Here is a 24904-nt window from a genome sequence, read left to right as displayed (position 1 = left end):
CGGTCGGACAGCCACGGATGCCGGTGTGGTGACAGGTGGACGCTGCGTTCAGCACCCCGCGGGAATGGGCACGACAGCTCGGCGCGCACTCTCTTCTTCTCGATCATGCCGAGCGGGCTCAGAACTTCTCCGGGAAGAACCAGGCCAGCACCAGGTACCCGACCAGACAGCCGGCAACGATGAGTCCGACGACGTTCTCCGTGCTCACGGGCGATCAACTCCCTCGTCCACGATGAGGAGTGCACCCCGCCCGCCCCTCGCCCGGCAATCGTCCCTGACGGCTCTCTGGCACGCATCGTGCCTACGTTGACGCCGCCTTGACGGGTTCTTTACGGATAGGGTTGAACCGGTGTGCCGGGAAGACTGGTCGGCTGGCCGGGCCGCGTGGGCCCGCATTCGAGCCAGGGAGCGGCATGCGCAGCGTCGGTACGGTTCTCTTCCTTGTGGTGCTCGCCACCGTGGTGGCGACCGGCGCCCGCCGCTGGCGCATACCCGCGCCGTCCCTCCTCGTCGTCGCGGGCCTGGCCGTCGCCCTGCTGCCCGGCACCCCGGAGATCACGGTCGACCCGCAGATCATCGGCCTGGTGGTACTGCCGCCGCTGCTCTACGCCAGCGCCGAGGAACTGCCGTGGCGCGAACTGCGCCTCGTGTGGAAGCCGGTCGGCGTCCTGGCGGTGGGCCTGGTGCTGGCGTCGGCGGCGGCCGTGGGCGCGGTCGCCGCCGCCCTCACCCCGCTGTCCTGGAAGATGGCGTTCGTCCTCGGCGCGGTGCTGGCCAGTACGGACCCGGTGGCCGTGACCGCGCTGGGCAGACGGCTGGCACTGCCACCGAAGGTCCAGGTCCTGGTACAGGCCGAGAGCCTGTTCAACGACGCCACGTCCCTGGTCCTCTTCCGGGTCGCGGTAAGCCTCGCCATCGCCTCCTCCGCCATGAGCGGGCAGAGCATGGGGGCCGAGTTCGCGCTGCTGGCCGGTGGCGGCACCCTCATCGGGGCCGCGGTCGCCGGTGTGGTGGCCGTCATCCGCCGCCGGACTGAGGACCCGGTGCTGGAGACCGTGATCACGCTGGTCACCCCGTACGCCGCCTACGTACTCGCGGAGACCGCCGAGACCTCCGGGGTCACCTCCGTGGTCGTGGCGGGAGTGGTGCTCGGCGGCCGCGGGGACCGGCTGACCAACGCCCGGATCCGCCTGCACCTGCACGCCGTCCACGGCACGGTCATCTTCCTGCTGGAGAGCGTGGTCTTCAGTCTCATCGGGCTGGCGCTCCCCGGGCTCATCCGCGCCCTGTCCGACAGCTACCGGCTGTGGCCGCTGCACGCGCTCGCCATAGCGGCGACCCTCCTCGCCGTACGCGTGCTGTGGGTCTTCCCGCTCTCCGCCGTCGTTCAGCGCAAGGGCGGCCGGCGGCGCCCCTCCTGGCGCGTGCCCATGGTGATGACATGGGCGGGCACCCGCGGTGTTGTCCCCCTCGCGGCGGCCCTGTCCATCCCCGTCATCGCCGATGACGGATCCGTCCTCCGGCAGCGCCCGCTGGTCCTCGTGCTGGCGACCTCCGTGGTGGTCGTCACCCTGATCGCCCAGGGCTTCACCCTCGCCACCGTCGTCCGGCGCTCCGGCATCGCCCTGGAGCCCGACCACACCGAACGCGAGGAGGCCGCCGCCCGGTGCAGCCTCGCCGGCGCCGGCATCCGGCGCCTCCAGGAGATATCCGAACTCGAAGCCGTACCCGAGGTGGTGATGGACCGGCTGCGCCGCAGCTTCCAGGCCCGCCTCGACCACGCCCGCGACCGCCTCGAGGACGCCGACCCCACCGAGTCCGCCGACCACGTCTACCGCCAGCTGCGCAGGGACCTCCTGCTGGTGGAGGCCGCCGAGCTCCAGCGGCTCTACGACGAGCACGAGATCAGCGACGCGACCCGCAGGAGTCTCCAGCGCTCCCTCGACCTGGAGGACGCGCGCCTGGCCGACACATGACCGGGTGGCGGACGTCAGCGGAACTCGTTGAGGCGGGGCCTGAGCCCCACGACGGTGAGCAGGGCGGCCGCGAGCAGGGCCCCGCCCGCCCACGGCAGCGTCCCGGACAGCGCGTCCCGCCCGTCACGCACCGAGGCGTCGAAGGCATGCCGGTTGATGTCGGTGGCCTCGTCGAGGGCGGCCATCCACGCGCCGAAGTGGGCGTTGGACTTCCCCGGGTCCCAGCTGATGCAGAACTCGACCGCCTCGCGCTCTCTGCCCTGCGCGACCAGGCGCCGGATCGTCCGGTCGTTTCGCTCGTACACGGCGTACGCCTCGACGGTCTTCTCGGCCGCCGCCCGCTCCCCGGTGAAGGTGATGTTGTCCAGTTCGCGGCGGAACTCGCCGCTGAAGCGCAGATCGCCGTGGTCGGCGCCGTAGCGCTGCCAGGTGGCGTCCAGCCGGGCGGAGTACGTGTCCAAGGTGGCGCCCTCGATGCCGTACAGCCGCTGCGACTTGTCGAGGAACGCGCGCTCGTACCGGTCGCGGCGCACCGGGTCGAGCAGAAAGCGGCTCTCGTCGGCGTTGGCGTCATACGCGACGGCGCGGGCGCGGGACAGCGCGACGACGGAGTCGAACGCGTCGTGCCGGGCCACCCGCAACTCTTCGGAGGAGTCGGAGGACAGCATGCCGCCCAGGACTGTCGCGAGGAGGGCGCAGAGCGTCGCCGCCAGCAGGGTCGGGTTGAACACCCGCCGGAAGGTGCGGGCCAGGTACCACTGCAAGCCACCGAGCACGAACAGCGGCAGCGCGCCCAGCAGCACGGTGACGAGGAGCTGGACGGTCAGCCGGGAGCGCGCCGCGTCATATTCCGCTTCGAAGCCGCCATCGTTGGCGTCCACCAGCGTCCGTGACGCGGGCAGCAGCTCACGGTCGAGGAGATCGGTGGCGACACGGTAGTCGGCGCGGGCCGCGGACTTGGCCCCCGCGCGGGAGTCGTTCTCCAGGGCGCGGCCGACGAGTTCCTGATAGCGCGCGAAGTCATCCGTGAGCGTTTCGACGGTGCGCTGGATGCTCCGGTCGCCCTCGGCCGCGGCGGCCAGCGCCCGCAGTTCCCGGCTCACGGTGTGCCGGGCGTCGCCGTAGAGGCGGACGGCCTTGTCGTGGGAGACGCGCAGCACCCCTTCGCCGCCCCCGCCATCCTGGCCGCTGGACAGCAGGATGTTGGCGACCTGGGCGTCCATGTCGTTGAGGGCGAGGTTCAGGCCCGCGGCGCCGATGGTGCGGGGGCCTGCCGCTCGGCGACGGCGTCCCAGGTGCCGGAGAGCGTCAGTCCGGTCACGACGAGCAGCAGCCCGAGGGCGGCGGCCATCAGCAGGCTCAAGCCGCGCAGCAGACGCAGCCGGGCCGGGAGCGTCGCCCGGAAAGGGAGGCGTAGCGCGGTGGCCAACTTCCGGGCGAGCCCCCGGCCCGCGTCGCCACCCGGCCGCGGCCCTCTTCCGCGCCGTGGACCGGGGCGCCTGATCACCGGTACGCGAGCGCCGTGGTGCGCTGTCGTCGCAGTCGGATCTCCCGCCTCCCGATCACGCGACGTACCTGACGACTCGTTCCCGGGTGGCCCAGGGTTTCTGGATGCCCTGCTCCACTGCGCCCCATCCGCGCACGGAACCGGCCAGCGCTCCCAGCCCATCGTGATCTGCGGCGACGACGGCCTCGCGCACCGGCCGGCCGTCACGCTGCACGCCGTGTGCGGGGAGGCCATAACCGTCGTGCTGCCCTCCCGGCGCGATGCCGCGTGCGGGCGACCGCGTCGTCCTGGACACAACGCGGCGCGGCCTGGACGTCCTCATGACCGGGATCAGCCGCGCCGGACGGGCCCGGCACGCGCCGCTACAGGCGTGGGTGAGTGGGCCTGTGCTGCGCGGCCCGGTCTCACGGCGACAGCTCCAGGCGAACGGCAGAGGCGACAACAACGTGCCAAGTACGCGTTAGAGCCTCGTAAGAGCCGCCCATGGGGCTCTGTTCTCGAAGGGGCTTGTTGTTAGCGTCGCGAGTCCGCAGATGATCAACCGCCGTTGGAACACGGCGGCTTGGACGGGGGAGCGGAAGGTGACATTCGAGAAGGAATGGTCGCAGCACAAGGCCACCGCCGGCACACGGCTCAACCAGGCTGCGGGCAGTCCCAGAGGTGGCGGGTCAGCGGATCTGATCGTGCATGCGGATGACCTGGGCGCCGTCGGCCACGAGGCGTACATCCTCCACGAGGGCTTACACAAGGCCGGTGACGTCACGCGCGGCGCCAAGGACGGCAACGGCAACACGGCCAACGCGATAGCTGAGCTGAAGAAGGAGGACTTCGCCACGGCGGGGGCGATCAGCACCGCAGTCGAGACGTGGAACTCCCAGCTCAAAACGGTCATGCAGGCGTGTGCCCATATCTCCAATCATCTTGACTACTCCAAGAAGACACACGCCCGGGACGACGAAGAGATCGCAGCAGATCTGATGCGGGCCAACCGCGCTGTCACGGTCTCCGCGATCGAGAAGTACTTCACGTAGGGGACGAGCATGACCAAGCTGACCTACAGCAACATCATGGGGGTTTCCCTCGAGAGCCTCGGCAAGGCGGTCACCGACTGGAAGACCATGGTGACTCAACTGGAGAAACTCGCGAAGGCCGCGTACAGCGGTCTGCTCCAGAAGTCGGACGCGGCCCGCTGGGCCGGGATGAACTCCGACGTCACCAAGGAGTTCGTCCGGAAGACCGCCAAGGAGTTCCAGGACGCGCACCTCGAGGCGAAGAGTCTCTCGGTCGTACTTGACCAGGCGCATACCGACTTCACCGAACTGAAGTCGAACATCAAGTCAGCCGTCAAAGTGGCCCAGGACAAGGGGATCTTCCTCCAGGAGAAGTCAGACGGTACGGTCAAATGCGAGTGGACCCAGTGCACCGTCGAGCCACACAGCAAAGAAGACGAAGAATGGAAGAAGTTCCAGGAAGACTACATCAACTCGATGATCGCCGAGATGCAGGAGGTAGATGCCGGCGTCACCCGGGCGCTCAAGAAGAGCCATGGCGGCGACAAGCACAACTTCGGCCACGAGAAGTACGAGAGCCTGGACGACGCCCGGGGCGAGCAGACACCGGAACCCGCTGAGGATCCTGAATACACACGGACGGCCGGTTGGGGATGCAGCACCGTCCAGCCTTACGCCGAATTTCTGAGTTACCGGTCGTGGGCAAACGCCGGCTTCTATGGATTGCACGGCGACAGCGACAAGTTCTGGTACTACCTGGAGGGAGGTACCCCTTCATACGTCGCCGGACAGGTGAGTAAGCGATTCGAGAAGTTCGGCGGTAGCGGCATTCATCGCAAGCCAACCGTCCTGAACAAAATCGGCAAGTTCGGCGGTAAGATATTCGGCTGGCCCGTTGGGCTGGTAGCCACCGGGGTGGACTTCTACTGTACGCCACCCGGCCAGAACAAGCTGCCGGGTGACACCAAGGTGTTGGCGCCCGGGGAGCTCAACCGGGTGGAGTATGGAGGCGGAAGCCAGTCGTCGGGCACCAAAAAGCCCATCATGTAGACGCATAGGCAGGTTGCCGATCATGCACGCGAACAACATACCTGGACGCAAGCGGCGCAAGCGTTCACCGTGGGCCTGGGCCGGGGACCTCCTGGACCACCGCCTGCTTGTCCTCGGCGTGTCCGCAGCGGTCGGTGGAATCGCCGGCGCCATCAAAGGAGTGGCGGACGGAGCAGCAGTTCCGCAGACTCTGGGCCTGGCGGGCATGGGGATTCTTGGGACGGCGCTCGCGGCCGCGTGCATCGTGCGGTACTCGAAGCGATGAGTTCCCGTCAGCCCACACCACCTGGCAGGCGGCACCCGAGCCTTACTGGCTGTTGTTCTTTCGGCTGTGGCGCGTGCGCTTCGAACGTCCATCCCAGATCGGGTGATCGTCGGGTCGAACCGGCATGCGGACAGGGCCTCTTGGTAGCTGAAAGGTTGCGAAACCGGACGAGTACCAGGAGGCCCTGTTGCCGCAGTTGTACGCCCCAGGGACCGGCGAGTCCACTTCCGCCACCGGTTCGTGAGACTGTCTGGCTCACCGGTTCGGTAACGCCGCCGACTATGGGGAGCGGGCCCGCCGGTATCCGAGCGATATGACCGATGAGCAGTGGACGGTGGTGCGTGCGGCGATGCCGGTTCCGGCCTGGCTGGAGAGCGGCCGTGACCGCCCGGAGTCCTACTGCCGCCGGCAGATGATGGACGCGGTGTTCTACCTGGTCGACGGCGGCATCACATGGCGGGCAATGCCGGTCGACTTCCCGCCCTGGGACCGCGTGTATGCCTTCTGGAGGCGCTTTAGGGACCGCGGCTGGATCATCGAACTGCACGACAGGCTGCGCGGAGCCGTCCGCGAGGCGGCCGGACGGGACCCGGAGCCGACCGCGGGCATCATCGATTCCCAGACCGTCCGTTCCACCCCCACCGTCGGCTCCGCCACCAGCGGCTACGACGACGGCAAGCGGACGGTGGGCCGCAAACGCCATCTGGTCTGCGATGTTCTGGGCCTGGTGCTGACCGTGCTGGTCACCCCCGCCGATGCCGGGGACCGCAGCGCCGGGCAGGAACTGCTGGCCAAGGTCGCCGCTCGGCACCACCGGATCAAGCTGGTCTGGGAGGATGCCGGCTACACCGGCTTCCCTGTCGCCTGGTGCACCGCCGTACTGGGACTGGTGCTGCAGATCATCAAGCGCAACCAGGACGTGAGCGGGTTCCAGGTGCTGCCACGCCGGTGGATCATCGAGCGCACGAACGCCTGGATCTGCCGCACCCGCCGACTGGACCGGGACTACGAACGCCGCTGCGACTCGTCCGAAGCGATGATCTACTGGTCCATGGTCATGCTGATGACACGCTGGCTGGCCCGTCGGCAGCATGAACCGGCCCGCCTCGGTCTGAACGGCCCAGCCGCGATCGGCCAGACGCCGGGCCCGGGAACGCACCACTCCCTCGATCTTGGACGGGGTCAGCTCGATCCCCATCACGGTGGCGATCTGCTGGCACGTCAACGGCGGCTGCTCGCATCGGCAGGCGTCGGTCAACACCGACAGGATGCGCTGGTAGTCAGCCGCCAGAACACCGGGGTCAGCGCCCTGACTCCACCGCGGGACGACCGTTCCGGGCCTGGCCGACTCCACAGCCGACGCCGCCCTGGCGTTGTCGGCCGAGGACGCCGCAGCATCCGGCACAGCCTGCCGGTCAGACTCGGCATCGTGCTGTCCGGCCAGGACCCAGCCCACCCGCTGCTGAGCGATGACCAACTCATGCCAGTCCGTCTCGGCCTCACTCAACTCAGCCAACAGACGGTTGGCCTGCTCGCGCAGCACCTCCACCCGCTGCCGGACAGCCAGTCCCTCCGCTTCCAACATCCCCATCACCGACGGCATCAGCAGCTCCCTCCACGATGGCGACGACGCAACACACAATCCCTGCCGAACCACTGCGGAGTTCATACCTGACCTGCGGAAATCAACCGATCACGCTCGAAAGAACAACAGGCAGTTAGGCAGTTTGCTTGGATCCTCGGGCGTCAGGTGCAGGCCGAGCGGCTGGAGGCCGCGGAGGCCAGAAACACGAACTCACATCTTGGCCTCGGAGTCCCGCGACATCTCGCCTGCCAGACAGCACAGCTAAGCTTTCTGTGGTCCGCACAAGGAGGAGTGGAGCGTGGCGACATGGGGACTGATCGTCGAAATGACCGTAGGAACAGGGGAGCGAAAGCACTCTGAGGCTTACGTGCTGACACACGTGGAGGGTCCCCGCGAAGAGGCTCTGGCGGAGCTGGGAAGGCGTGCCCGACGTTACGCTCCGGAGCATCCCCGGAGTCCGAAACGCCGTCGGCTCTTCCAGTACGGCGAAGGCTTCCTCTTGGTCATCGATGGTGCCTGGCAGTCCTACAGCACCCGGTTCACGCTCGCAGAGTTGCTGGAGGACAGTGCCGCACCGGCCGCGCCGACGGCCACACAAGAGGCCGAGCCGAAACCTGCGGAGGAGCGATACGCGGACGGGGTTCCGGTGAAGCCCAACTGGCTGGGTCGGACCGATCTGTCGTGACGCTCCGTCGTGTCTCGTATGCCTGTGGGGTTCCATAATCCGGCCAGGACCTTGACCAGCAAGATGGAGCGTCACTGATCGGGCAGGATCGTAGTTCGTGTCCTTGCGCCTGCTCTACCTGCTCGCCACTCGGCTACTCAGCTGGTTCGTGCTACTCGGCCGTTCCTCCGCATCCAAGGACGTCGAGCTACTCGTGCTCCGCCATGAGGTAGCCGTGCTGCGCCGCAGCACTCCGAGGCCACGCTTGGCCTGGGCGGACCTCGCGATCCTCACCGCTCTCGTCAGCCTTCTGCCGAGAAAGCTGCGCGAACACAGACTGGTTACCCCCGGCACGCTCCTGCGCTGGCATCGCCGCCTGGTGGCAAGGAGATGGACCTTGCCCTTGCCGGAAAGCTGCTGCGACTGGCTTACCTGGGTGTGTCGAACGCGTTCGCGATGCTTCGCCTGCTGCCGATGACCGACCGGGACAAGGACGCTGAGATCCTCGCCCTGCGCCACCAGATCACCGTGCTGGAACGCCAACTCGGCAAGGACAAGGTCCGGTTCACGCCCAGCGATCGGGCATTCCTGGCGGCCCTGCTGCACCGGCTGCCACTGCACGTCCTGCGAAGATTACGGCTATTGTCCGCCCCGACACGGTACTGCGTTGGCACCGCACCCTCGTCAAACGCCGTCATGCCTCCTCCTGCCGACCCAAACGCCCGGGACGACCACGCACCGTGCGCTCCATCCGCATCCTGGTGCTGCGCCTGGCGAAGGAGAACCCGAGCTGGGGGTACAGACGTCTGCACGGCGAGCTGCTCGTGCTGGGGGTGAAGGTGGGCGCGTCCACCGTCTGGGAGATCTTGAAGGAGGCAGGCATCGATCCTGCACCCGAGCGGAACTCCAGTACCTGGGCCAGTCTTCTGCGCTCCCAAGCTGATGCCCTGCTGGCCTGCAACTTCATGGAAACAGTCACCCTGTCGGGGATGCGGATGTACGTGCTCGCGGTGATCGAACACGGCAGTCGCCGGATCCGCGTCCTGGGCGCCACCACGCATCCGAGCGCCTCCTGGGCAGCGCAAGCGGCGAAGAACCTCGTCATGGACCTCGAAGACCTCGACTGCCGGACACGGTTCATGATCCGGGACAGGGACGGGAAGTTCCCCGACCTCTTCGATGCCGTCCTCAGGGACGCGGGGATCGACGTCGTGCTCAGCGGCATCCAGATGCCACGAATGAACTCGATCACGGAAAGGTGGATACAGACCTGTCGCCGCGAGCTCCTGGACCGGACAATGATCTGGAACCAACGACATCTCCTCCACACCCTGCGCGAGTTCGAGCAGTCCTACAACGGACACCGACCACACCAGGGCATCGCGAACGCCAGTCCACTGCACCCCTTGCCCCCACCGATCGACGATCCCAACGCGTAGCCCGCCTCGACATACGCCGACACGATCGCCTCGGCGGCATCCTCCACGAATACCAACATGTGGCGTGACCTGCACGGATGCGGTTTCCGGCAAGGGCAGGTTCAGATGGCGGCAGCCGCCCAGCCAGCCATGGTGCGCTCGATCGTCCAGCGGTGCCGACCCAGCTGAGCGGAGGCCCCGATGCCCTTGCGGGGGATGCGCTGGCGGATGCCACGCTCGCGAAGCCATCGGCGCAGATGGTCGTGGTCGTAGCCCTTGTCGCCGTGGAGTTCGGCGGGGCGTCTGCGGCGCAGGCAGCGGCGGAAACGGATCGGCGGGATCCCCCGCACCACGGCTTGGAGTGCCTGGCTGTCGAGGAGGCTGGCGCCCGAGATCCCGATCGGCCGCCCAGCTTTTGGCCGTCGTGCACTGCTGGCCGTCGACCGCCTCGACCCCCTCGACGCGGGAGTCGGAATACCTCGACGGCTGCGCGGCCTCCCGCTCCCGGTATGTCGCGGGTTCCCACCCACCAGTGCACGAGAGCTTAGCGTCCTGGCGAGTCGGATCAGCTGAACAAGGGCGGGAGTCGCTGGGCCGCCTGGGTCTGGGCGGGTCCGTTACCCGGGCGGCCACGCCTCACGGATCCCCATCACGAGTTCTTGCGTGAGCCGATGTAGCGCCGTCCAAAGTAGAGCGCCCCCAGCGCTCCAGCAACTACGCCAGCCCCACACAGTGCCGTCACCCATGAGGCCATGTCTTGCGTGATCCATAGCAAGCTCACCGCGATCAGAGCGATGGAGAACAAGAATCGCTCTCCATAACCCGTACCGCGGCGACTGGTCAGTCGCGAGTGGCGGTGCATGAGTATTTTACACCCTTCATTTTGATTGTCCGCCAACCTATCTTCGCTTCGAGCGGGGCGACATCAGTGCCGCCACCGCCACCCTCTTTTCGGCAGTAATAGCCGAGGGCCTCCAGCTTCCCGAGGGCACTCTTTGACTGGTATCTTCTGTACGACCTCATCATGGCCGCTCGGTTGCTCGCAGGCGCAGCATTTTTTGCCTTCGAGTATGCGTAACACCCAAGGCTAGCGCCGATTCCTACCCACGACGCACCCTTGGCCAGCGCCTTGGTGAGGCCTGCCGCACCGCTGCCAATCCCTAACCTCGCTAAGCCCCATCCCTTCAGGCCCGATCAGGACTGCGAGCCGGCGGTCGGCACCGGCGGGGAGCGCGAGGTGCCCGATCATCGTGAGAGCGTCGGCCGAGTATTCGACCGCACGCGTTATGACCGTCTTCATGAGGCTGGACTGTAGCGACTGTCGGGCCCGGTCAGGCCGGTGTTGACCGCTGGCAGACGGTGGTCTGTTCCGGCTGCACCACCAGGGCATGCGCCGCCTGTCGTCAGCCGAGGAGGGAATTCCCTCGTGGCAAAGGCCGGCGCGAGGTAGGTACCGATGACGGGGACGGTGAACGCCTCCCCGGCCGCCTGGCTGAGTGATGCGGGACCGAAGGCGGTGAGCACCAGGTCAGTGCCGTCCGCCACGGCCGCCACCACCCCATCTGCCAGCCGGTCCAAGAACGCCGAGGTCACCGCCCGCGCCTCCTGCGGTGACGTCGCCAGAGCACGGGCGCGGATCAACTCCTGCGGGTCTCCTGGCAGAGGCCGGTGGTCGAGGCCGCACCCGGCGACGAGTCCAGTGAAGGGCAGGTGCGCGGCCACGGCGACCTGGTGCCCGGCGCCCAGCAGACGCTGCCCCAGGCCCGTGAACGGCGCGACGTCCCCGCGCGAACCGGCGGTGACGATCAGAATCCGCATGTGATGATCCTCCTCGGCCGGTGCCGCCCCAGGCGCGTCAGAAGGCGGCGGTAGCCGTGGACGCTAACGGCTCCCACGCGATGGAGGTTCAACCAGCTGTGACGCACGGCACACAAGGCGAGAACACGGTGGGCATCGGCGAGCTGGCCGCGCGCACGGGGCTGCCGGTGAAGACCATCCGCTACTACTCCGACATCGGGCTGCTGCCCGAGAGCGGACGCAGCCGAGGCGGCCACCGCAGGTACGCCGCGGACGCGCTCCCCCGGCTCCGACTGATCCAGCGCCTCCGCGCGCTCGACACGCCAATCGCCGCGATCGCCACGGTGGTGACGGGGGAACACTCCCTGGCCGACCTCGTCACCCGAGAACTGGACACCGTCCGGGCGCACATGAGTGAGCTGACGTGGCGCCAGGGGATACTGCGGGCCCTGGTCGACTGCCCCCAGCTGGAACGACTTCGCCGCCTCGCACTACTCGCCGAGGTGGGCAAGCTCGACGAGGCCCACGACCGCCTGGTCCGTTACTGGCACTGGGCGCTCCCGACCAGTTTGCCGCACCGCTTGACCCGGGCCGTCATCGAAGGCGCGGTGCCCGTACCGCCATCCACCCCGACCAGCACGACCGCCCTCGCTTACGCCGAACTCCACGCCCTGACCACCGGAAACGACCGGCGCCGCCAACCGCGGAGCCACCAGGTCGGCGACGTCGCGTCGTTCTACTCCGGCATCATGGACGCCTGCGCACTGGCCGCCGAGGCCCTGGCCTCCGGCTGCCCGGCCCCACGCGCCGAGGCCCTCGACCACTTCGTACGCACCTACGCCCGCATCAGCGGCCACGACGACACCCCGGCGTTCCGTGCACACCTCCGCACCCGGTTCCGCCACGCAGTGCACCCCGGCTCGTTCCCGCTGCACTACTGGCGACACGCCCTCGCCGTCACCAGCGAAACCCCGCCCCGATCCACCGCCACCGGCCAGGGACACCTCGCCGCTTCCCTCGCCACCCTGCACCAGCAAGTCGCCGGCCTCCCCTTGACCGCGGACACTGGGCCGACAACGACGGCACCACCGTCCGCCTCGCCGAAGAGGCCAGCGGAACTTGGCGCCGCTACACCCCGGTGACCACTCAGGGTGACCACGCCCCCTCACCGACCGAAGAAGGCCCCGGCTGCGCCGGAGCCCAGGTTGACCTCCCAGCCTTCCGCATAAGTGGTTGATCGGCTGGGCGCGCCTCTGCCGCTCCCGGAACTCACCCGACAAAGCTGCAGTCGGCCCGACTCAGCCACCTCTATGGAGAAGCTTGGCACACTATTTTGTATTGATCGTCCGTGCACCCCCCAACTGTCGCGCCACCGCACTTGCCGGGAAAGTAAAGGGATCGCCACTGGTCAGGCAACGAATCAGAACAGTGGTGGTCGGATTATGGTCGTAAGGAATTTCCATTCTCCTTAGTCGCGATTCACAATGAAAATGCGCAACAATTCCATGCAGCCGTAGAAGGTGATCACTATGCGCGCCCACGAGACCGTGGGGCGCGTCTACCGCCGGTGCGGCTGCCGCGACGAGCAGCGCCGCCAGCTCGGCGCTCACTGCCCTCAGCTGATTTCCGATCCCGCCCACGGGACCTGGACCTTCGCCGTAGACCTTCCTGCCACCGAGCCCGGTGGGCACAACCGCACTGTGCGCCGCGGCGGCTTCCCCACCGAGGACGACGCCCGCAGCGCCCTGCACCGCTACCGTGCCGGACGCCGGATCGGCGTCAATGCCGACCCGAACCAGACCGTCGCCGACTACCTGACCCAGTGGCTCGCGGCCAAACGACTGCGACTCAAGCCCACCACATGGGTCCGCTACCGCGACTACGTCCACGACGACCTGATTCCGGCCCTCGGTCCGATCCGCCTGGACGAGCTCGCCTACGAGCACATCCACCACTTCGTACTGGCCCAGCTCGCCGCCGGCCGCGGACGCCCCACCGTGTGGCACATCCTCGCCACCCTCTCCAGCGCGATCGGCGACGCCGTCCGCCAGCACCGACTCCCCACGAACGTCGTCCGGCCCACCGTGATCCCGCGCCCCGCCGCTGGCGAGCGCACCATCTGGACCCCGGCTCAGGCGATCCGCTTCCTGCGCCACTGCCGCACCAACGATCCGGACTTCGCCGATCTGATCGAGTTCCTCATCGGCACTGGCCTCCGCAAAGGTGAAGCCCTCGGCCTGCACTGGGACGACGTCCACCTTGAGGCACACACCGTCTATGTCCGCTGGACTCTCTCAGCGATCGACAACAACAAGCTCACCCTAACCGCACCGAAGACCCGCAAGAGCAGCGACTGGGTCGCCCTGTCACCCCGCATCCACGCCATCCTCACCCACCGCAAAACTCAGCGCGACATGGCCAGCGACCCGGGCGGCGGATTCGTCTTCCACCGCGAAGACGGACACCCACTGCACCCGGAGTACGTCCTCAACCACTTCCACTACCTAGCCCGCCAGGCAGGCGTTCCACGCACCAGCGTCCACGACCTCCGCCACCTCGCCGCAACGCTGGCGCTGACCCATGGCATCGAGCTGACCATCGTGTCGAAGACCCTGCGCCACTCCACAATCTCCACCACGGCCAACATCTACGGCCACCTCACCAAGCCCGCAGCCCGTCAAGCCGTCGACGCCATCGCCAAGCAGCTCGACCGTGAAGAAGAGCGCTACGACCACAAAACGACCACCATCCCACCCGCCCAACGAAGCCAGCCCCACAGCGCCCAGTACACACAAGCAGCATGAAACGAAGTCAGGGCCAGAAGCGTGCCCAGACCCGAATTACGACCACCAAACGACCACCAACCGAAAAGGCCGCCCCCGCCTTTCGGCGGAAACGGCCTCCGACCTGCGAAAACGCTGGTCGGGACGACAGGATTTGAACCTGCGACCCCTTGACCCCCAGTCAAGTGCGCTACCAAACTGCGCCACGTCCCGGTGCTTGTCCGGCTTGGGCCTTCGCCCTCGCCGACCGCGCACGAGAACAATACCGCACTTCAGGGGGTGGTCGCTGCCATCCCTGGAGGGGCGGTGGATCTCCGCCAGGGTGGGCGACGGCGCGGGAGGGGTGGCGCGGGACAGGTACGTCCAGGGGTGTCACGCTGAGTGGCCTGGTGGTGGCGGTTCGTCGCCGAGGAGGTAGCGGGCGCCGGGGCCGTGGGTGGAGGCGGTGTCGGAGGGGTTGTAGAGGGAGCATCTGCGCAGGGACAGACAGCCGCAGCCGATGCACCCGGTGAGCTTGCGCTTCAAGCGCTCCAGGTCGGCGATCTGCTGGTCGATGCGGTGGGACCAGGTGCGGGCGACCGCGTTCCACTGGGTGGCGGTGGGGGCGCGGTCCGCGGGGAGGCGGTCGAGGGCGGCGCGGGTTTCGTCGAGGGAGAGGCCGACCTGCTGGGCGGCCCGGATGAAGGCGACACGACGGAGGGTGGAGCGGGCGAAACGGCGCTGGCGGCCGGTGGTGCGCTGGGAGTGGATCAGGCCGAGTTCCTCGTAGTAGCGCAGGGCCGAGGCGGCCAGGCCGCTGCGGGCCGCCAGCTCCCCGATGGTGAGGAGGTCGGAGGTCGACGTCATGGCGGTCGATCCTAGGGTCGCCTCGGCTCCAGGCCCCCGGGGTGGTTCTCCTCAGGGCCCCTGGAGCCGGCCCCGAGCGCTTGACTTCAAGTCCACTTGAAGTTGCACGCTCTTTTCATGACCTCCACCGCAGTTCACAGCGCATACGCCTACGCCGACCTTCCCCGGCTCATGGCCCTGATGACCGGCGACGAGAAGCACGGCCCGGCGGCCACCTCCACCCTGGACGCGCTCTGGGTGCTCTACGACCGGGTGCTGCGGGTCTCGCCGGAGAGTGTGGACGACCCCGAACGTGACCGGTTTCTGCTCTCCAAGGGGCACGGGCCGATGGCGTACTACGCGGTGCTCGCCGCCAGGGGCTTCCTCAGCGAGTCGCTGCTGCCGGGCTTCGGGTCCTACGACTCACCGCTCGGCCACCATCCCGACCGGCTGCTGGTTCCCGGCGCCGAGATCAGCAGCGGGTCGCTCGGACACGGGCTGCCGCTGGCCGTGGGGACGGCGCTCGGGCTGCGGGCTCAGGGGCGCGGCGGGCCCGCGGTGTGGGTGCTCATCGGCGACGCGGAGCTGGACGAGGGCAGCAACCACGAGGCGATCGCGTACGCCGGGGCGGTCGGGCTGGAGCGGCTGCACACGCTGGTCATCGACAACGCCTCCGCCACCCACGGTCGGCCCGGAGGCATCGCCGCCCGCTTCGCGGCCGGGGGGTGGTCCACGGCCACCGTGGACGGGCGTGATCACCAGGCCCTGTACGAGGCGTACACCGCACCCCACCCGGGGCGGCCGCACGCCGTCGTGGCTCGGGTCGAGCCCAAGATCTGAGCCTTGGGCGATCCGCGGTATTCGTTCACTCCTCTTCGCGAAAGGACCTTCGCACCATGGACACCATGCGTGAGCGCTTCGCCTCCACCGTCTCCCGTCTCCTCGACGACGACCCCCGGCTGGCGGTCGTCCTCGCCGAGATCGGTGTGGCCGGCTTCGCCGACGCCCAGCGCGCTCATCCCGACCGTGTGATCAACGTCGGCATCCGGGAGCAGTTGCTGGTCGGGGTGGGCGGCGGGCTGGCGCTGACCGGGATGCGGCCGATTCTGCACACGTTCGCCAGCTTTCTGGTCGAGCGCCCCTTCGAACAGCTCAAGCTGGACTTCGGGCACCAGGGCACCGGTGGGGTGCTGGTGAGCGCGTCCGGTTCGTACGACTGGCCCGCGGGCGGCTTCACCCATATGTCGCCCGGGGACATCGCCCTGCTGGACACCCTCGACGGCTGGACCATGCATGTGCCCGGCCACCCCGACGAGGCCGAAACGCTGCTGCGGCACGCCGCCGCGGCCGACGACGACGCCGTTTACGTCCGGCTGTCCGACCACACCAACACCGCCCCGCGCGCCATCACGCCCGGCCGTTTCCTGACCGTACGGGAGGGGCGCGAGGGTGTGGTGATCGCGGTCGGGCCGATGCTCGACAACGTGCTCGCCGCCGTCGAGGGGCTGGATGTGACCGTGCTGTACGCCACGACCGTCCGCCCCTTCGACGAGCACTCGTTGCGCGCCGCCGTCGGGACGGACGTCGTGCTTGTCGAGCCGTATCTCGCGGGAACCTCGACCGCCGCCGTCAACGACGCCCTCGCCGATCTGCCGCACCGGGTGCTGGGGCTCGGTATCGGACGGCGCGAGTTGCGCCGCTACGGCACCATCGACGAGCACCTCGCCGGTCAGGGGCTGGACCCCGGCTCGCTCCGGCGGCGTATCTCCGGCTTCCTCGCCCGGTGAGGCGGTCCGGTGACATGACCCTGGTGCGGCCGACCCGCGTACTCCGCCGCCTCAGATGTGTTTCTCCAGCCAGCCCAGCAGGTCCGCCTGCACCTCGTCCCGGTTGGTCTCGTTGAGGATCTCGTGCCGGGCACCCTGGTAGCCCCTCCAGCTCAGCTCCCGCGTACCGATGTAGCGGAAGTCCTCGAGCAGTTCGTGGACCAGGGTCATCCGCTGGTTGCAGGGGTCCTCGGTGCCCACCACCAGGTGCACCGGCAGTCCGGCCGGGATCCGGGCCTGCTGACGGGGGTCGTTGATCTTGCGTACGGCGCGTACCCAGTCCAGGGCCAGGCCGGCGCTGAAGGCGAAGCCGCACCGGTCGTCCGCGGCGTACGCCGCCACCTCCGCCGCGTCCCGTGAGAGCCATTCGAAGCCCGTGGTGCTCTCGTACGGGTCGTTGAACGAGGCGAAGAGGGAGGGGGTGAAGGCGGACGGCGCGCTCCGGCCGCCGGCCGCGATCTCCTCCTCGATCCGCGCCATGGCGTCCTCGATCTCGACGCCCGGGAGGGTGCGGAAGGTTCCCGAGAGGATCAGCCCGGCCAGCTCCGCGCCGTACTCCTGGGCAAAGTCGCGGGCCAGCATCGAGCCCAAGCTGTGGCCGAAGAGAACCAGCGGCAGACCGGGGTGCTCGGCGCGGGCGCGGGCGCCGATCGCGCGCAGGTCCGAGACGATCGCCCGCCAGCTGTCGCCCTCCGCACCGACGACTCCGACGCCCCCGACACCCCCGACGACTCCAAGGCCGCCCGTGAACGCCGCGGTGGCACCGTGTCCGCGGTGGTCCGAGGCCACCACGGCGTAGCCGTGCCCGCTCAGGAAGCGGGCGAACCGGTCGTAGCGCTGGGCGTGTTCGGCGGCGCCGTGGGCGATCTGCACGATCGCGCGCGGCGCGCGGCCCTCCGGCAGCCAGGTGTACGTCGCGATGCGCACACCGTCCGGAGCGGGCAGGTGGTCGGTGCGGTAGGTGGTGCCGCCTGCTGGCATACCGTCTCGTCTCCTGGGGGTTGAGGGCCGGGGTCCCACTGGAACGCACAGCCCACTTTCCCCCTGCCCGAGGCTCAAACCAAGGCTGTTGGCCGGGAGGTGTTGACCACGAACCTGTGGGGTGTGCAACGATCAAGCGTTTTGTCTGCCGTTTGTGCACTCCTGACCCATGCAACCCCCGTGTTACAGGAGGACAGTTGGACACTCCAGATGCCCCAGGCGACATCAACGCTTCCGCCGCCCTCGGCGCTCCAGAAATCCCGGACACCCCGGATATCCCGGAGGCCCCGGACACCCGGGACACCTCTCTCTCCGCCCTCTCCCGGCGGCGTTTCCTCCAGGCAGCCGCCGCCGGCACCGCAACCGCCGCCGCCGTCACCGCGCTGCCCGCCGAAGCGGCCGCCGCCGTCGGGGCGCAGGCCGCCCCTCGGACGCGGCGCGCCTCGCTCTCCTTCACCGCGGCCACCAACGGCGCCGCGACCCTCGCGCCCTCCGGCAGACGCCTCGTCGCCGAGGTGCAGAACGTGCTGTGGTCCGTGCCCCGTGACGGCGGCGACGCCACCCCGCTCACCCCGCCCGAGCTCGAACCCACCCGCCCCGTCTTCTCCCCCGACGGCAAGCTGCTGGCGGTGTGCGCCTACAAGGGCGGGGGGTTCCACATATGGACGCTGCGCCCGGACGGTACGGATGTGCGACAGCGAACGGACGGTCCCTGGGACGACCGCGGTCCGGCCTGGTCGCCCGACGGCACCCGTATCGCCTTCGCCTCCGAGCGCGGCGGTGACCCGGTCGCGGGCAGCCCGTACCGGGTGTGGGTGCTGGACCTGGCGAGCGGCGAACTCACCCGGCTCACCGGGCTGCCCGGCCAGGAGGGGCCGCTCCAGGACGGCGCCTGGGAGGATTTCGACCCGACGTGGTCCGCGGACGGCGAGCGGGTGCTGTTCGTCCGCGGGGTGCCCGGCGGATTACCCGTGGGGAGCGTTCTGGACGCCCGTACGGTGGCCTCCGTACGGGCCGACGGCAGTGGCTCGGTGCGGGTGGAGCACACCGAGACGGCCACCGGTACGCAGGTCATGACGCCCGCCCTCTCGGCGGGCGGACGGCTGGCCTATCTGCGGACCACCCCCGCGCCGAGCGCGTCCTGCACCCTGGTGGTGGACGGCGAACCGGTCGCCCTGGAGGGCGAACCGCATCCCGTGCCGCCGCGCTGGACGCCCGAGGAGCAGCTGCTGCTGACCGTGGACGGGCGGTTCCGGATGGTGCGGCCCCATCCGTCCGGCGGCGGTGGGGACGCCGGGCGCGCGGCGGAGGAGATACCCTTCCGCGCCACCCTCCCCGTCGACCGGCCCCGCTACCGTGTCAAGGACTACGACTTCGACGGCGGCGGAGCACGGCCGGTGCGCGGGATCCATCTGCCCGCGCTGTCCCCCGACGGCCGCCAAGTGGCCTTCGCCGCGCTCAACTCCCTCTGGGTCGCGGACATCTCCGGCGGCCGAACTCCCAAGCGGGTCGTACGGGCCGCGCCCACCCGCTATCTGCTGGCGCCCACCTGGACGTCCGACGGGGGCGCGCTGGTGTACGCCGACGACCGCGACGGGCTGCTGGCGGTGCGTCGCCGGGACCTCCGTTCCGGAGAGGAGACCGTGCTCGCCTCCGGGGGCCGGGTGCATCCCGCGCTGTCCCCCGACGGCAAGCGGCTCGCCTGTGTCGACATGTCGGGAAACCTGGTCTTGCGCGATCTCGAGGCCGGTACGGAACGGGTGCTGGCCGCGCCGTTGGGCGCGGGCGGGCTGCCGGGGCGGCCCAGCTGGTCCCCCGACGGCCGGTATATCGCGCTGTGCGATCGCAACCGTCTGAACCAGCGGTTCCGTGAGGGCTACAACCTGATCCGGGTCGTGGACGCCGGCAGCGGTGCGGCGAAGCTGCACGCGGTGGCGGCGCACACCTCGATCTCGGACCGCTATGACTCCGGGCCCGTCTGGTCCCCCGACGGCCGCCATATGGCGCTCATCGCCGAATCCGCGCTGTGGCTGCTGCCGGTGCGGACCGACGGCACCCCCGACGGGAAGCCGCGGCGGCTGACCGGCGAGGCCGCCGACCACCCGTCCTGGTCCGGGGACTCACGCCGACTGCTGTATCTGTCGGCGGGCCGGCTGCGGCTGCTGGACGTGGAGTCGGGTGAGGCCCGTACGGTGCGGGTGCCGCTGGACCGGCGGCGGCCGCGCCCGGCCGACACCGTGGTGCACGCCGGGCGGTTCTGGGACGGTACGGGCGGTGGCGGCACGGTCCGCGAGGACGTCGACATCGTGGTGCGCGGCGGGCGGATCGCCGCCGTGGAGCCGCACCGCGGCGGGCGGGTGGCCAAGCGCCGTGTCGACGCCTCGTCCCGTACCGTCCTGCCGGGGCTCTGGGACGCACACACTCATCCCTGGCAGTACACCTACGGCGGCCGTCAGACGGCCCTCCAGCTCGCCTACGGCATCACCACGGCGGTCTCCCTGGGCGGTTTCGCGTACGAGCAGGCGCGGCTGCGGGAGGCGGTCGCCGCGGGCGCCCTGGCCGGACCGCGGCTGCTGGCCACCGGTGAGCTGTTGGACGGGCCGCGGGTGGCGTACAGCATGGGCCGCGCGCATCGCACCCGGGACGGACTGCGCCGGTCGCTGGAGCGCGCCTCCGGGCTCGACTGGGACTTCGTCAAGACCTATGTCCGGGCGCCCGGTTGGGTCATGGAGGAGGCCGCGCGGTTCGCGCACGAGCGGCTCGGGGTGCGCACCGGAAGCCATCTGTGCACCCCGGGTATCCAGCTCGGCCAGGATCTGACGACCCATCTCCAGGCCACCCAGCGGCTGGAGTACGGGCATGCGACAACGGCCACCGGGCGGGCGTACCAGGATCTGGCCGAGGTCTACACGGCCACATCGGACTTCCGGCTCATCGCGACACCGTTCACGGCTTCGCCGCTGATGGGCGACGATCCCTCCCTGGCGGCGGACGAGCGGGTCACCCGGCTGATGCCGCCCTGGGACACCGCGCTGGTCCAGAAGGCCGCCGGAACACCGCCGACCGACGCCCAACTCGCCACCCTGCGCACCGAGATCGGCGTCTACCGGAGGATCCTGGCGGCGGGCGGGGTGGTGGCCCTGGGCACCGACCAGCCGCTGGTGCCGGTGGGTCTCCATCTGCACCTGGCACTGCGGGCGCTGCACCGGTACGGGTTCTCGCCCGCCGAGGCGCTGCGCACGGCGACCGTACTGCCCGCGCGGACCTTCGGCGCCGAACGCGATCTGGGCACCCTGGAGGTCGGGAAGCTGGCGGATCTGACGGTCGTGGACGGCGATCCGTTCACCGACTTCGACTCCCTGGTGCGCACGGTGGCGGTGCTGCGCGGCGGGATTCCGTTCCAGAGCCGGGACCTGGTCGAGTCCTTCCCGGCCGCCGGGCAGCCGCTGCGCGGGAAGACGGCCGACCGCTGGCTGGAGGTGGGACGGCAACTGCGCCGCGACACCTGCTGCGAGCTCCACGGCTGACGAGAGGGGTGGTGGGGCGGCGCCGGGTGCTCCTGGCCCGGCGCCGCGCCGGTCCTCTCCGGCCGCGCCGCGCCGCTCAGCTCAGCTCAGCTCAGCTCAGCTCAGAACACCAACTGGCCGACGCCCAGCAGGTTTCCCTCGCTGTCCCGGAACCAGAAGGCGCGTTCCCCCCGGGCGCCCTTGCTCGGGTAGTTCCCCTCGATCTCGGCGATCCCGCCCCGCGTACGGAACCCGGGGACGTCGACCTCCTCGAACACCACACCGCGCCCGCGGAGCTCGGTGGCGGCCGCCTCGAGGTCCTCGACCTCCCAGCCCATCTGGGTGAAGGTGCCGGGCGAAGTGCCCCTTGACTGGAACACCGCGAAATCCACGCCTCCGCAGCGGTACAGCAGCCCGCCGGGGCGTTCGTCGACGGGCTCCAGGCCGAGCTTCTCGGCGTAGAAGCGCCGGGCCCGCTCCAGGTCCTGGGCGGGAAGCCGGGTCGCCACGCGGCCGCGGCCCAGGGCACCGCTGTTGTCTGCGTTCATTCCCCCACTGTGCCCGCGACGGGTCCGCTCGGCCCGCCGCCGTTCAGCCATCCGCCGGTTCACCGCCATGGGCCGCCGGCCGGGTCAGCCCCAGGAGGTCGCGGGCGGGGCCGGTGGGGCGGTGTCCGGCGGGCCAGACCGCGCGCAGGTCGCGGCGCAGCATGACGTCCGCCACGGCGACCTCCACCAGCCGCCGGGCCGCCAGTTCCTCGTGCACGGCCAGTCGGCTGAGCACGGCGGGTCCGGCGCCGCTGACCGCCGCCGCCTTGACCGCCGTGGTGGAGGCCAGCTCCAGCAGCGGGGCCGCCAGACCGCCGTGCTCGGCGAGTGCGGCGTCCAGGACCTGCCGGGTGCCGGAGCCGCGCTCGCGCAGGACGAGCGGGGTGGCGGCGAGTTCGGCGAGGCCGACCGGGGCGCGGCGGCGCGCCCAGGGGTGGGCCGGGGCGGTGACGACGGCCAGCCGGTCATGGCCGATGACCACGCCGTCCAGCCCGCCGGGCACATCGAGGCCCTCGACGAAGCCGATGTCCGCCTCGTCGCCCAGCAGCCGCCCGGCGACGGCCGCGGTGTTCCCGGCGAGGAGGGAGACGGCGGTGTCCGGGCGCAGCGTGCGCAGCGCTATCAGCCAGCCGGGCAGCAGATATTCGGCGATGGTCATGCTGGCGGCCACCCGCAGCCGGGAGTCGCGGCGGTCGCGCAGCGCGTGGACGCCCGCGTCGAAGGCTTCGGCGGCCTCCACCACCCGCCGCGCCCAGTCGGTGACCAGCGCCCCGGCCTCGGTGAGCCGGGATCCGCGCGGTGAGCGGTCCACCAGGCCGACGCCCAACTGCCGTTCCATGGCCCGGATCCGGCTGCTGGCGGCGGGCTGGGTGATGCCGAGCTCACGGGCAGCACGGCCGAGGCTGCCGAGGCGGGCGACGGCGAGCAGCAGCTCCAGCGCGCCGAGGTCGGGGACGCGGTGGGAGACGGGCGCGGCCTCCGGGCCGCCGCCGTTTCCGGTGGGCGCCGCGCCACCGTGTCTCGTGGGCGGGGCCGCGCCACCGTGTCCTGTGGGCAGCGCCGCGCCACTGTTCCGTCCCGCGCTCATAAAACCAGTTTATGTCCTCATAGGCAGGCGGTGTCTGGTGGCCGCGGGCGGGGCGCGCGAGGCTGCGGTCATGGTCACTGTCACGTCTGCCCGCTCCCTCCCCGACGCCGTGGGCGGACGCCCCCGGGCGTCCGTACGCCATCTGGGTCCCAACTGGTACGCCACGGTGATGGGCACCGCGATCGTGGCCGGTGCGGGCGCCGGTCTGCCGGTGGAGGTTCCAGGGCTACGGGAGGTCTGCCGCCCGGTGTGGGGGCTGTCGGTGCTGATGCTGGCCGTCGTGCTGGCGGCCCGTACGGTGCACTGGGCCCGCCACCGCGACCGGGCCCGCGCCCATCTGCTCGATCCGGCGGTCGCGCCGTTCTACGGCTGTCTGGCGATGGCGCTGCTCGCGGTCGGCGGCGGCACGCTGACGGTCGGCTCGGATGTCATCGGTGTCACCGCGGCGGTCGCCCTGGACGCGGTGCTGTGGACGGCCGGGACACTGCTGGGCCTGGTGGTCGCGGCCGGGATCCCGTACCTGATGGTGGCCCGCCACCGGATCGGCGCCGCGGACGCCTCGCCGGTGTGGCTGCTGCCCGTGGTGGCGCCGATGGTGTCGGCGGCGCTCGGCCCGGCCCTGGTGCCCCATCTGCCCGCCGGGCAGTGGCGGGAGGCCATGCTGCTGGCGTGCGCCGCGCTGATGGGGGCGAGTCTGCTGGCGACGCTGCTCATGCTGCCGCTGGTCTTCGCCCGGCTGGTGTGCCACGGACCGCTTCCGGCGGCGCAGACACCCGCGCTGTTCCTCGTCCTCGGGCCGCTCGGCCAGTCCACGACGGCCGCGGGCGCACTGGCCGACGCCCTGCGGTCCGCGGGGTACACCGGGGCCCCGGAGGCCGCCGCGCGGTTCGCCTCGGTGGCGTACGGGGCACCCGTGATGGGGTTCGCGCTGCTGTGGCTGGCACTGGCCGGGGCGCTGGTGGTGCGGGCGGTACGGCGCGGGATGCCGTTCGCGATGACGTGGTGGGGCTTCACCTTCCCGGTCGGCACCTGTGTCACGGGGGCGGCGGCGCTGTCGCGCCACACCGGGCTGCACGCGTTCAGCTGGCTGTCGGTGGCGCTGTACGGCTTTCTGGTGGCGGCGTGGGCGCTGGTGGGGGCGCGTACGGCGATGGGCCTGGCCCGCGGCACCCTGCTCGGGCCCCCGCCGTCCAGCGGTACGTCCGGCGGACAGAACACGTCCGGCGGGCAGGGAACGTCCGGCGGACAGGGCGTGCCCAGCCGCCGCCTCGGCCTCAACGCGCCGATGACAGCGCCGCGTTGAGCACCGCGGGCGCCTCCGCCAGCGAGGGTCCGTACCAGGTGAGATGACGGCCGCTGACCAGGGCCGCGGGCAGACCGGGGAACGCCTCGGGCCCGTCCTCGGCCGTGAAGCGGTACGGCTCGTCCGGCAGCACCACCAGATCCGCGCCCCGCGCCGTCAACTCGTCGAGGGGGATACGGGGATAGCGCTCGTCGTGGCCGCTGTAGAGGTGGTCCACCCCCAGCCGGGCGAGAACGTCCCCGGCGAAGGTGTCCCGGCCCAGCACCATCCACGGCCGCCGCCACACCGGGACGACGGCGCGCCGCACCGGCCCGGTGGGCGTTACGTCCGCCCAGGCGGCCTCGGCCTCGTCCAGCCAGCCGGGGCGCGGCAGTCCGCAGCCGCGCACCAGGACCCGGTCCAGTTCGCCGAACGCCTGGTCCAGCGTGCGCACTTCGGTGACCAGCACCGTCAGACCGGCGGCGCGCAGGGCGTCGAGGTCGGGGGCGCGGTTCTCCTCCTCGTTGGCGATCACCAGATCGGGCGCGAGGGCGGCGATCCGGGCGGTGTCGGGGTTCTTGGTGCCGCCGATGCGCTCCGCGCCGAGGCCGGGCGGATGAGTGCACCAGTCGGTCACCCCGGCCAGCAGCTCGGGCGCGGTGGCGGCGACCGCATCGGTGAGCGAGGGCACGAGGGACACCACACGCCGTACGGGGGTGCGAGGGCTCATCGCTCCACCGTACGGCGTGTGTCCGCCGATCTCGTACCGGTTGGGGCCGCCGTGGATCCGGGCG

21 protein-coding genes, 1 tRNA gene and 2 pseudogenes are annotated in these 24904 nt (G+C 70.2%); 12 read left to right on the top strand and 12 right to left on the bottom strand.

Going from position 1 to position 24904, the window contains the following annotated elements; genetic code table 11:
- Positions 1–118: 118 nt before the first annotated feature.
- Positions 119–208 (bottom strand): potassium-transporting ATPase subunit F, encoded by a 90-nt coding sequence (locus AC4BEG_RS28640; RefSeq protein WP_490702609.1) that lies wholly within the window; start codon positions 206–208, stop codon positions 119–121.
- Between the two features lie 205 nt (positions 209–413).
- Between AC4BEG_RS28640 and AC4BEG_RS28635 the strand changes: the two genes are divergently transcribed.
- Positions 414–1976, top strand: coding sequence for a Na+/H+ antiporter (locus tag AC4BEG_RS28635; protein ID WP_490702608.1), 1563 nt, complete (start codon positions 414–416; stop codon positions 1974–1976).
- A gap of 14 nt (positions 1977–1990) precedes the next feature.
- Here AC4BEG_RS28635 and AC4BEG_RS28630 read toward each other — a convergent pair whose 3' ends face one another.
- Positions 1991–3199 carry a GlnX family signal transduction membrane protein gene (locus AC4BEG_RS28630; protein ID WP_490702607.1) on the bottom strand — a complete coding sequence of 403 codons (1209 nt, stop codon included), beginning with the start codon at positions 3197–3199 and terminating at the stop codon, positions 1991–1993.
- Positions 3200–3216: 17 nt separating this feature from the next.
- Entirely contained in the window at positions 3217–3339 is a 123-nt protein-coding gene (locus AC4BEG_RS28625; RefSeq protein WP_490702606.1) for a hypothetical protein, read from the bottom strand.
- Positions 3340–4064: 725 nt separating this feature from the next.
- Here AC4BEG_RS28625 and AC4BEG_RS28620 point away from each other — a divergent pair.
- The 5 genes and pseudogenes from AC4BEG_RS28620 to AC4BEG_RS28600 all read left to right on the top strand — a co-directional run bounded on the left by AC4BEG_RS28620 (position 4065) and on the right by AC4BEG_RS28600 (position 9564).
- Positions 4065–4514, top strand: a complete 450-nt coding sequence (locus AC4BEG_RS28620) for a hypothetical protein (RefSeq protein ID WP_490702605.1) — start codon at positions 4065–4067, stop codon at positions 4512–4514.
- A gap of 9 nt (positions 4515–4523) precedes the next feature.
- Complete coding sequence (locus AC4BEG_RS28615; RefSeq protein WP_490702604.1) at positions 4524–5543, top strand: hypothetical protein; 1020 nt, start codon at positions 4524–4526, stop codon at positions 5541–5543.
- 578 nt (positions 5544–6121) lie between these two features.
- Entirely contained in the window at positions 6122–7483 is a 1362-nt protein-coding gene (locus tag AC4BEG_RS28610) for an IS5 family transposase (protein ID WP_490702603.1), read from the top strand.
- A 235-nt stretch (positions 7484–7718) separates the two neighbouring features.
- On the top strand, positions 7719–8078 hold the full coding sequence (locus AC4BEG_RS28605) for a hypothetical protein (protein ID WP_490707236.1): 360 nt from the start codon (positions 7719–7721) through the stop codon (positions 8076–8078).
- Positions 8079–8531: 453 nt separating this feature from the next.
- A pseudogene (locus AC4BEG_RS28600) lies at positions 8532–9564 on the top strand (integrase core domain-containing protein).
- A gap of 33 nt (positions 9565–9597) precedes the next feature.
- Here AC4BEG_RS28600 and AC4BEG_RS28595 read toward each other — a convergent pair.
- The 3 genes and pseudogenes from AC4BEG_RS28595 to AC4BEG_RS28585 all read right to left on the bottom strand — a co-directional run bounded on the left by AC4BEG_RS28595 (position 9598) and on the right by AC4BEG_RS28585 (position 11293).
- Positions 9598–9828 (bottom strand): hypothetical protein, encoded by a 231-nt coding sequence (locus AC4BEG_RS28595; protein ID WP_490702602.1) that lies wholly within the window; start codon positions 9826–9828, stop codon positions 9598–9600.
- A gap of 809 nt (positions 9829–10637) precedes the next feature.
- Positions 10638–10775: pseudogene (locus AC4BEG_RS28590) on the bottom strand (dienelactone hydrolase family protein); the annotation flags it as partial.
- Positions 10772–11293, bottom strand: a complete 522-nt coding sequence (locus tag AC4BEG_RS28585) for a glycosyltransferase (RefSeq protein WP_490702601.1) — start codon at positions 11291–11293, stop codon at positions 10772–10774. The gene AC4BEG_RS28585 and the pseudogene AC4BEG_RS28590, both read right to left, overlap by 4 nt.
- 98 nt (positions 11294–11391) lie before the next feature.
- Between AC4BEG_RS28585 and AC4BEG_RS28580 the strand changes: the two genes are divergently transcribed.
- Both AC4BEG_RS28580 and AC4BEG_RS28575 read left to right on the top strand, forming a co-directional pair.
- A complete protein-coding gene (locus AC4BEG_RS28580) occupies positions 11392–12414 on the top strand; it encodes a helix-turn-helix domain-containing protein (protein WP_490702600.1) in 1023 nt (340 codons plus the stop codon).
- 387 nt (positions 12415–12801) lie between these two features.
- Positions 12802–14076: a site-specific integrase gene (locus AC4BEG_RS28575; RefSeq protein WP_490702599.1), complete on the top strand. Its 1275-nt coding sequence runs from the start codon at positions 12802–12804 to the stop codon at positions 14074–14076.
- Between the two features lie 115 nt (positions 14077–14191).
- On the opposite strand, the gene AC4BEG_RS28570 is transcribed toward AC4BEG_RS28575, so the two are convergent.
- Both AC4BEG_RS28570 and soxR read right to left on the bottom strand, forming a co-directional pair.
- Positions 14192–14268, bottom strand: a tRNA-Pro gene (locus AC4BEG_RS28570).
- A 159-nt stretch (positions 14269–14427) separates the two neighbouring features.
- A complete protein-coding gene (soxR, locus tag AC4BEG_RS28565) occupies positions 14428–14901 on the bottom strand; it encodes a redox-sensitive transcriptional activator SoxR (RefSeq protein ID WP_490702598.1) in 474 nt (157 codons plus the stop codon).
- A 117-nt stretch (positions 14902–15018) separates the two neighbouring features.
- Between soxR and AC4BEG_RS28560 the strand changes: the two genes are divergently transcribed.
- Both AC4BEG_RS28560 and AC4BEG_RS28555 read left to right on the top strand, forming a co-directional pair.
- Positions 15019–15720 (top strand): thiamine pyrophosphate-binding protein, encoded by a 702-nt coding sequence (locus AC4BEG_RS28560; protein WP_490702597.1) that lies wholly within the window; start codon positions 15019–15021, stop codon positions 15718–15720.
- A gap of 56 nt (positions 15721–15776) precedes the next feature.
- Positions 15777–16667, top strand: a complete 891-nt coding sequence (locus tag AC4BEG_RS28555; protein WP_490702596.1) for a transketolase family protein — start codon at positions 15777–15779, stop codon at positions 16665–16667.
- A gap of 51 nt (positions 16668–16718) precedes the next feature.
- Here AC4BEG_RS28555 and AC4BEG_RS28550 read toward each other — a convergent pair whose 3' ends face one another.
- A complete protein-coding gene (locus AC4BEG_RS28550; protein ID WP_490702595.1) occupies positions 16719–17687 on the bottom strand; it encodes an alpha/beta hydrolase in 969 nt (322 codons plus the stop codon).
- Positions 17688–17962: 275 nt separating this feature from the next.
- Here AC4BEG_RS28550 and AC4BEG_RS28545 point away from each other — a divergent pair, with 275 nt between their 5' ends.
- Positions 17963–21214 carry an amidohydrolase family protein gene (locus tag AC4BEG_RS28545; RefSeq protein WP_490707235.1) on the top strand — a complete coding sequence of 1084 codons (3252 nt, stop codon included), beginning with the start codon at positions 17963–17965 and terminating at the stop codon, positions 21212–21214.
- A gap of 101 nt (positions 21215–21315) precedes the next feature.
- Here the strand turns inward: AC4BEG_RS28545 and AC4BEG_RS28540 are convergent, their stop codons facing one another.
- Both AC4BEG_RS28540 and AC4BEG_RS28535 read right to left on the bottom strand, forming a co-directional pair.
- Entirely contained in the window at positions 21316–21741 is a 426-nt protein-coding gene (locus AC4BEG_RS28540) for a VOC family protein (RefSeq protein WP_490702594.1), read from the bottom strand.
- Positions 21742–21784: 43 nt separating this feature from the next.
- Entirely contained in the window at positions 21785–22828 is a 1044-nt protein-coding gene (locus AC4BEG_RS28535) for a LysR family transcriptional regulator (protein ID WP_490702593.1), read from the bottom strand.
- 70 nt (positions 22829–22898) lie between these two features.
- Between AC4BEG_RS28535 and AC4BEG_RS28530 the strand changes: the two genes are divergently transcribed.
- A complete protein-coding gene (locus AC4BEG_RS28530; protein ID WP_490702592.1) occupies positions 22899–24131 on the top strand; it encodes a TDT family transporter in 1233 nt (410 codons plus the stop codon).
- Here AC4BEG_RS28530 and AC4BEG_RS28525 read toward each other — a convergent pair.
- Positions 24103–24840: a helical backbone metal receptor gene (locus AC4BEG_RS28525; protein WP_490702591.1), complete on the bottom strand. Its 738-nt coding sequence runs from the start codon at positions 24838–24840 to the stop codon at positions 24103–24105. The genes AC4BEG_RS28530 and AC4BEG_RS28525 overlap by 29 nt on opposite strands.
- Positions 24841–24904: the final 64 nt, after the last annotated feature.

Source organism: Streptomyces sp. JLBJ103 (assembly GCF_058215575.1).
This window is presented reverse-complemented; position numbering and strand designations above follow the sequence as displayed.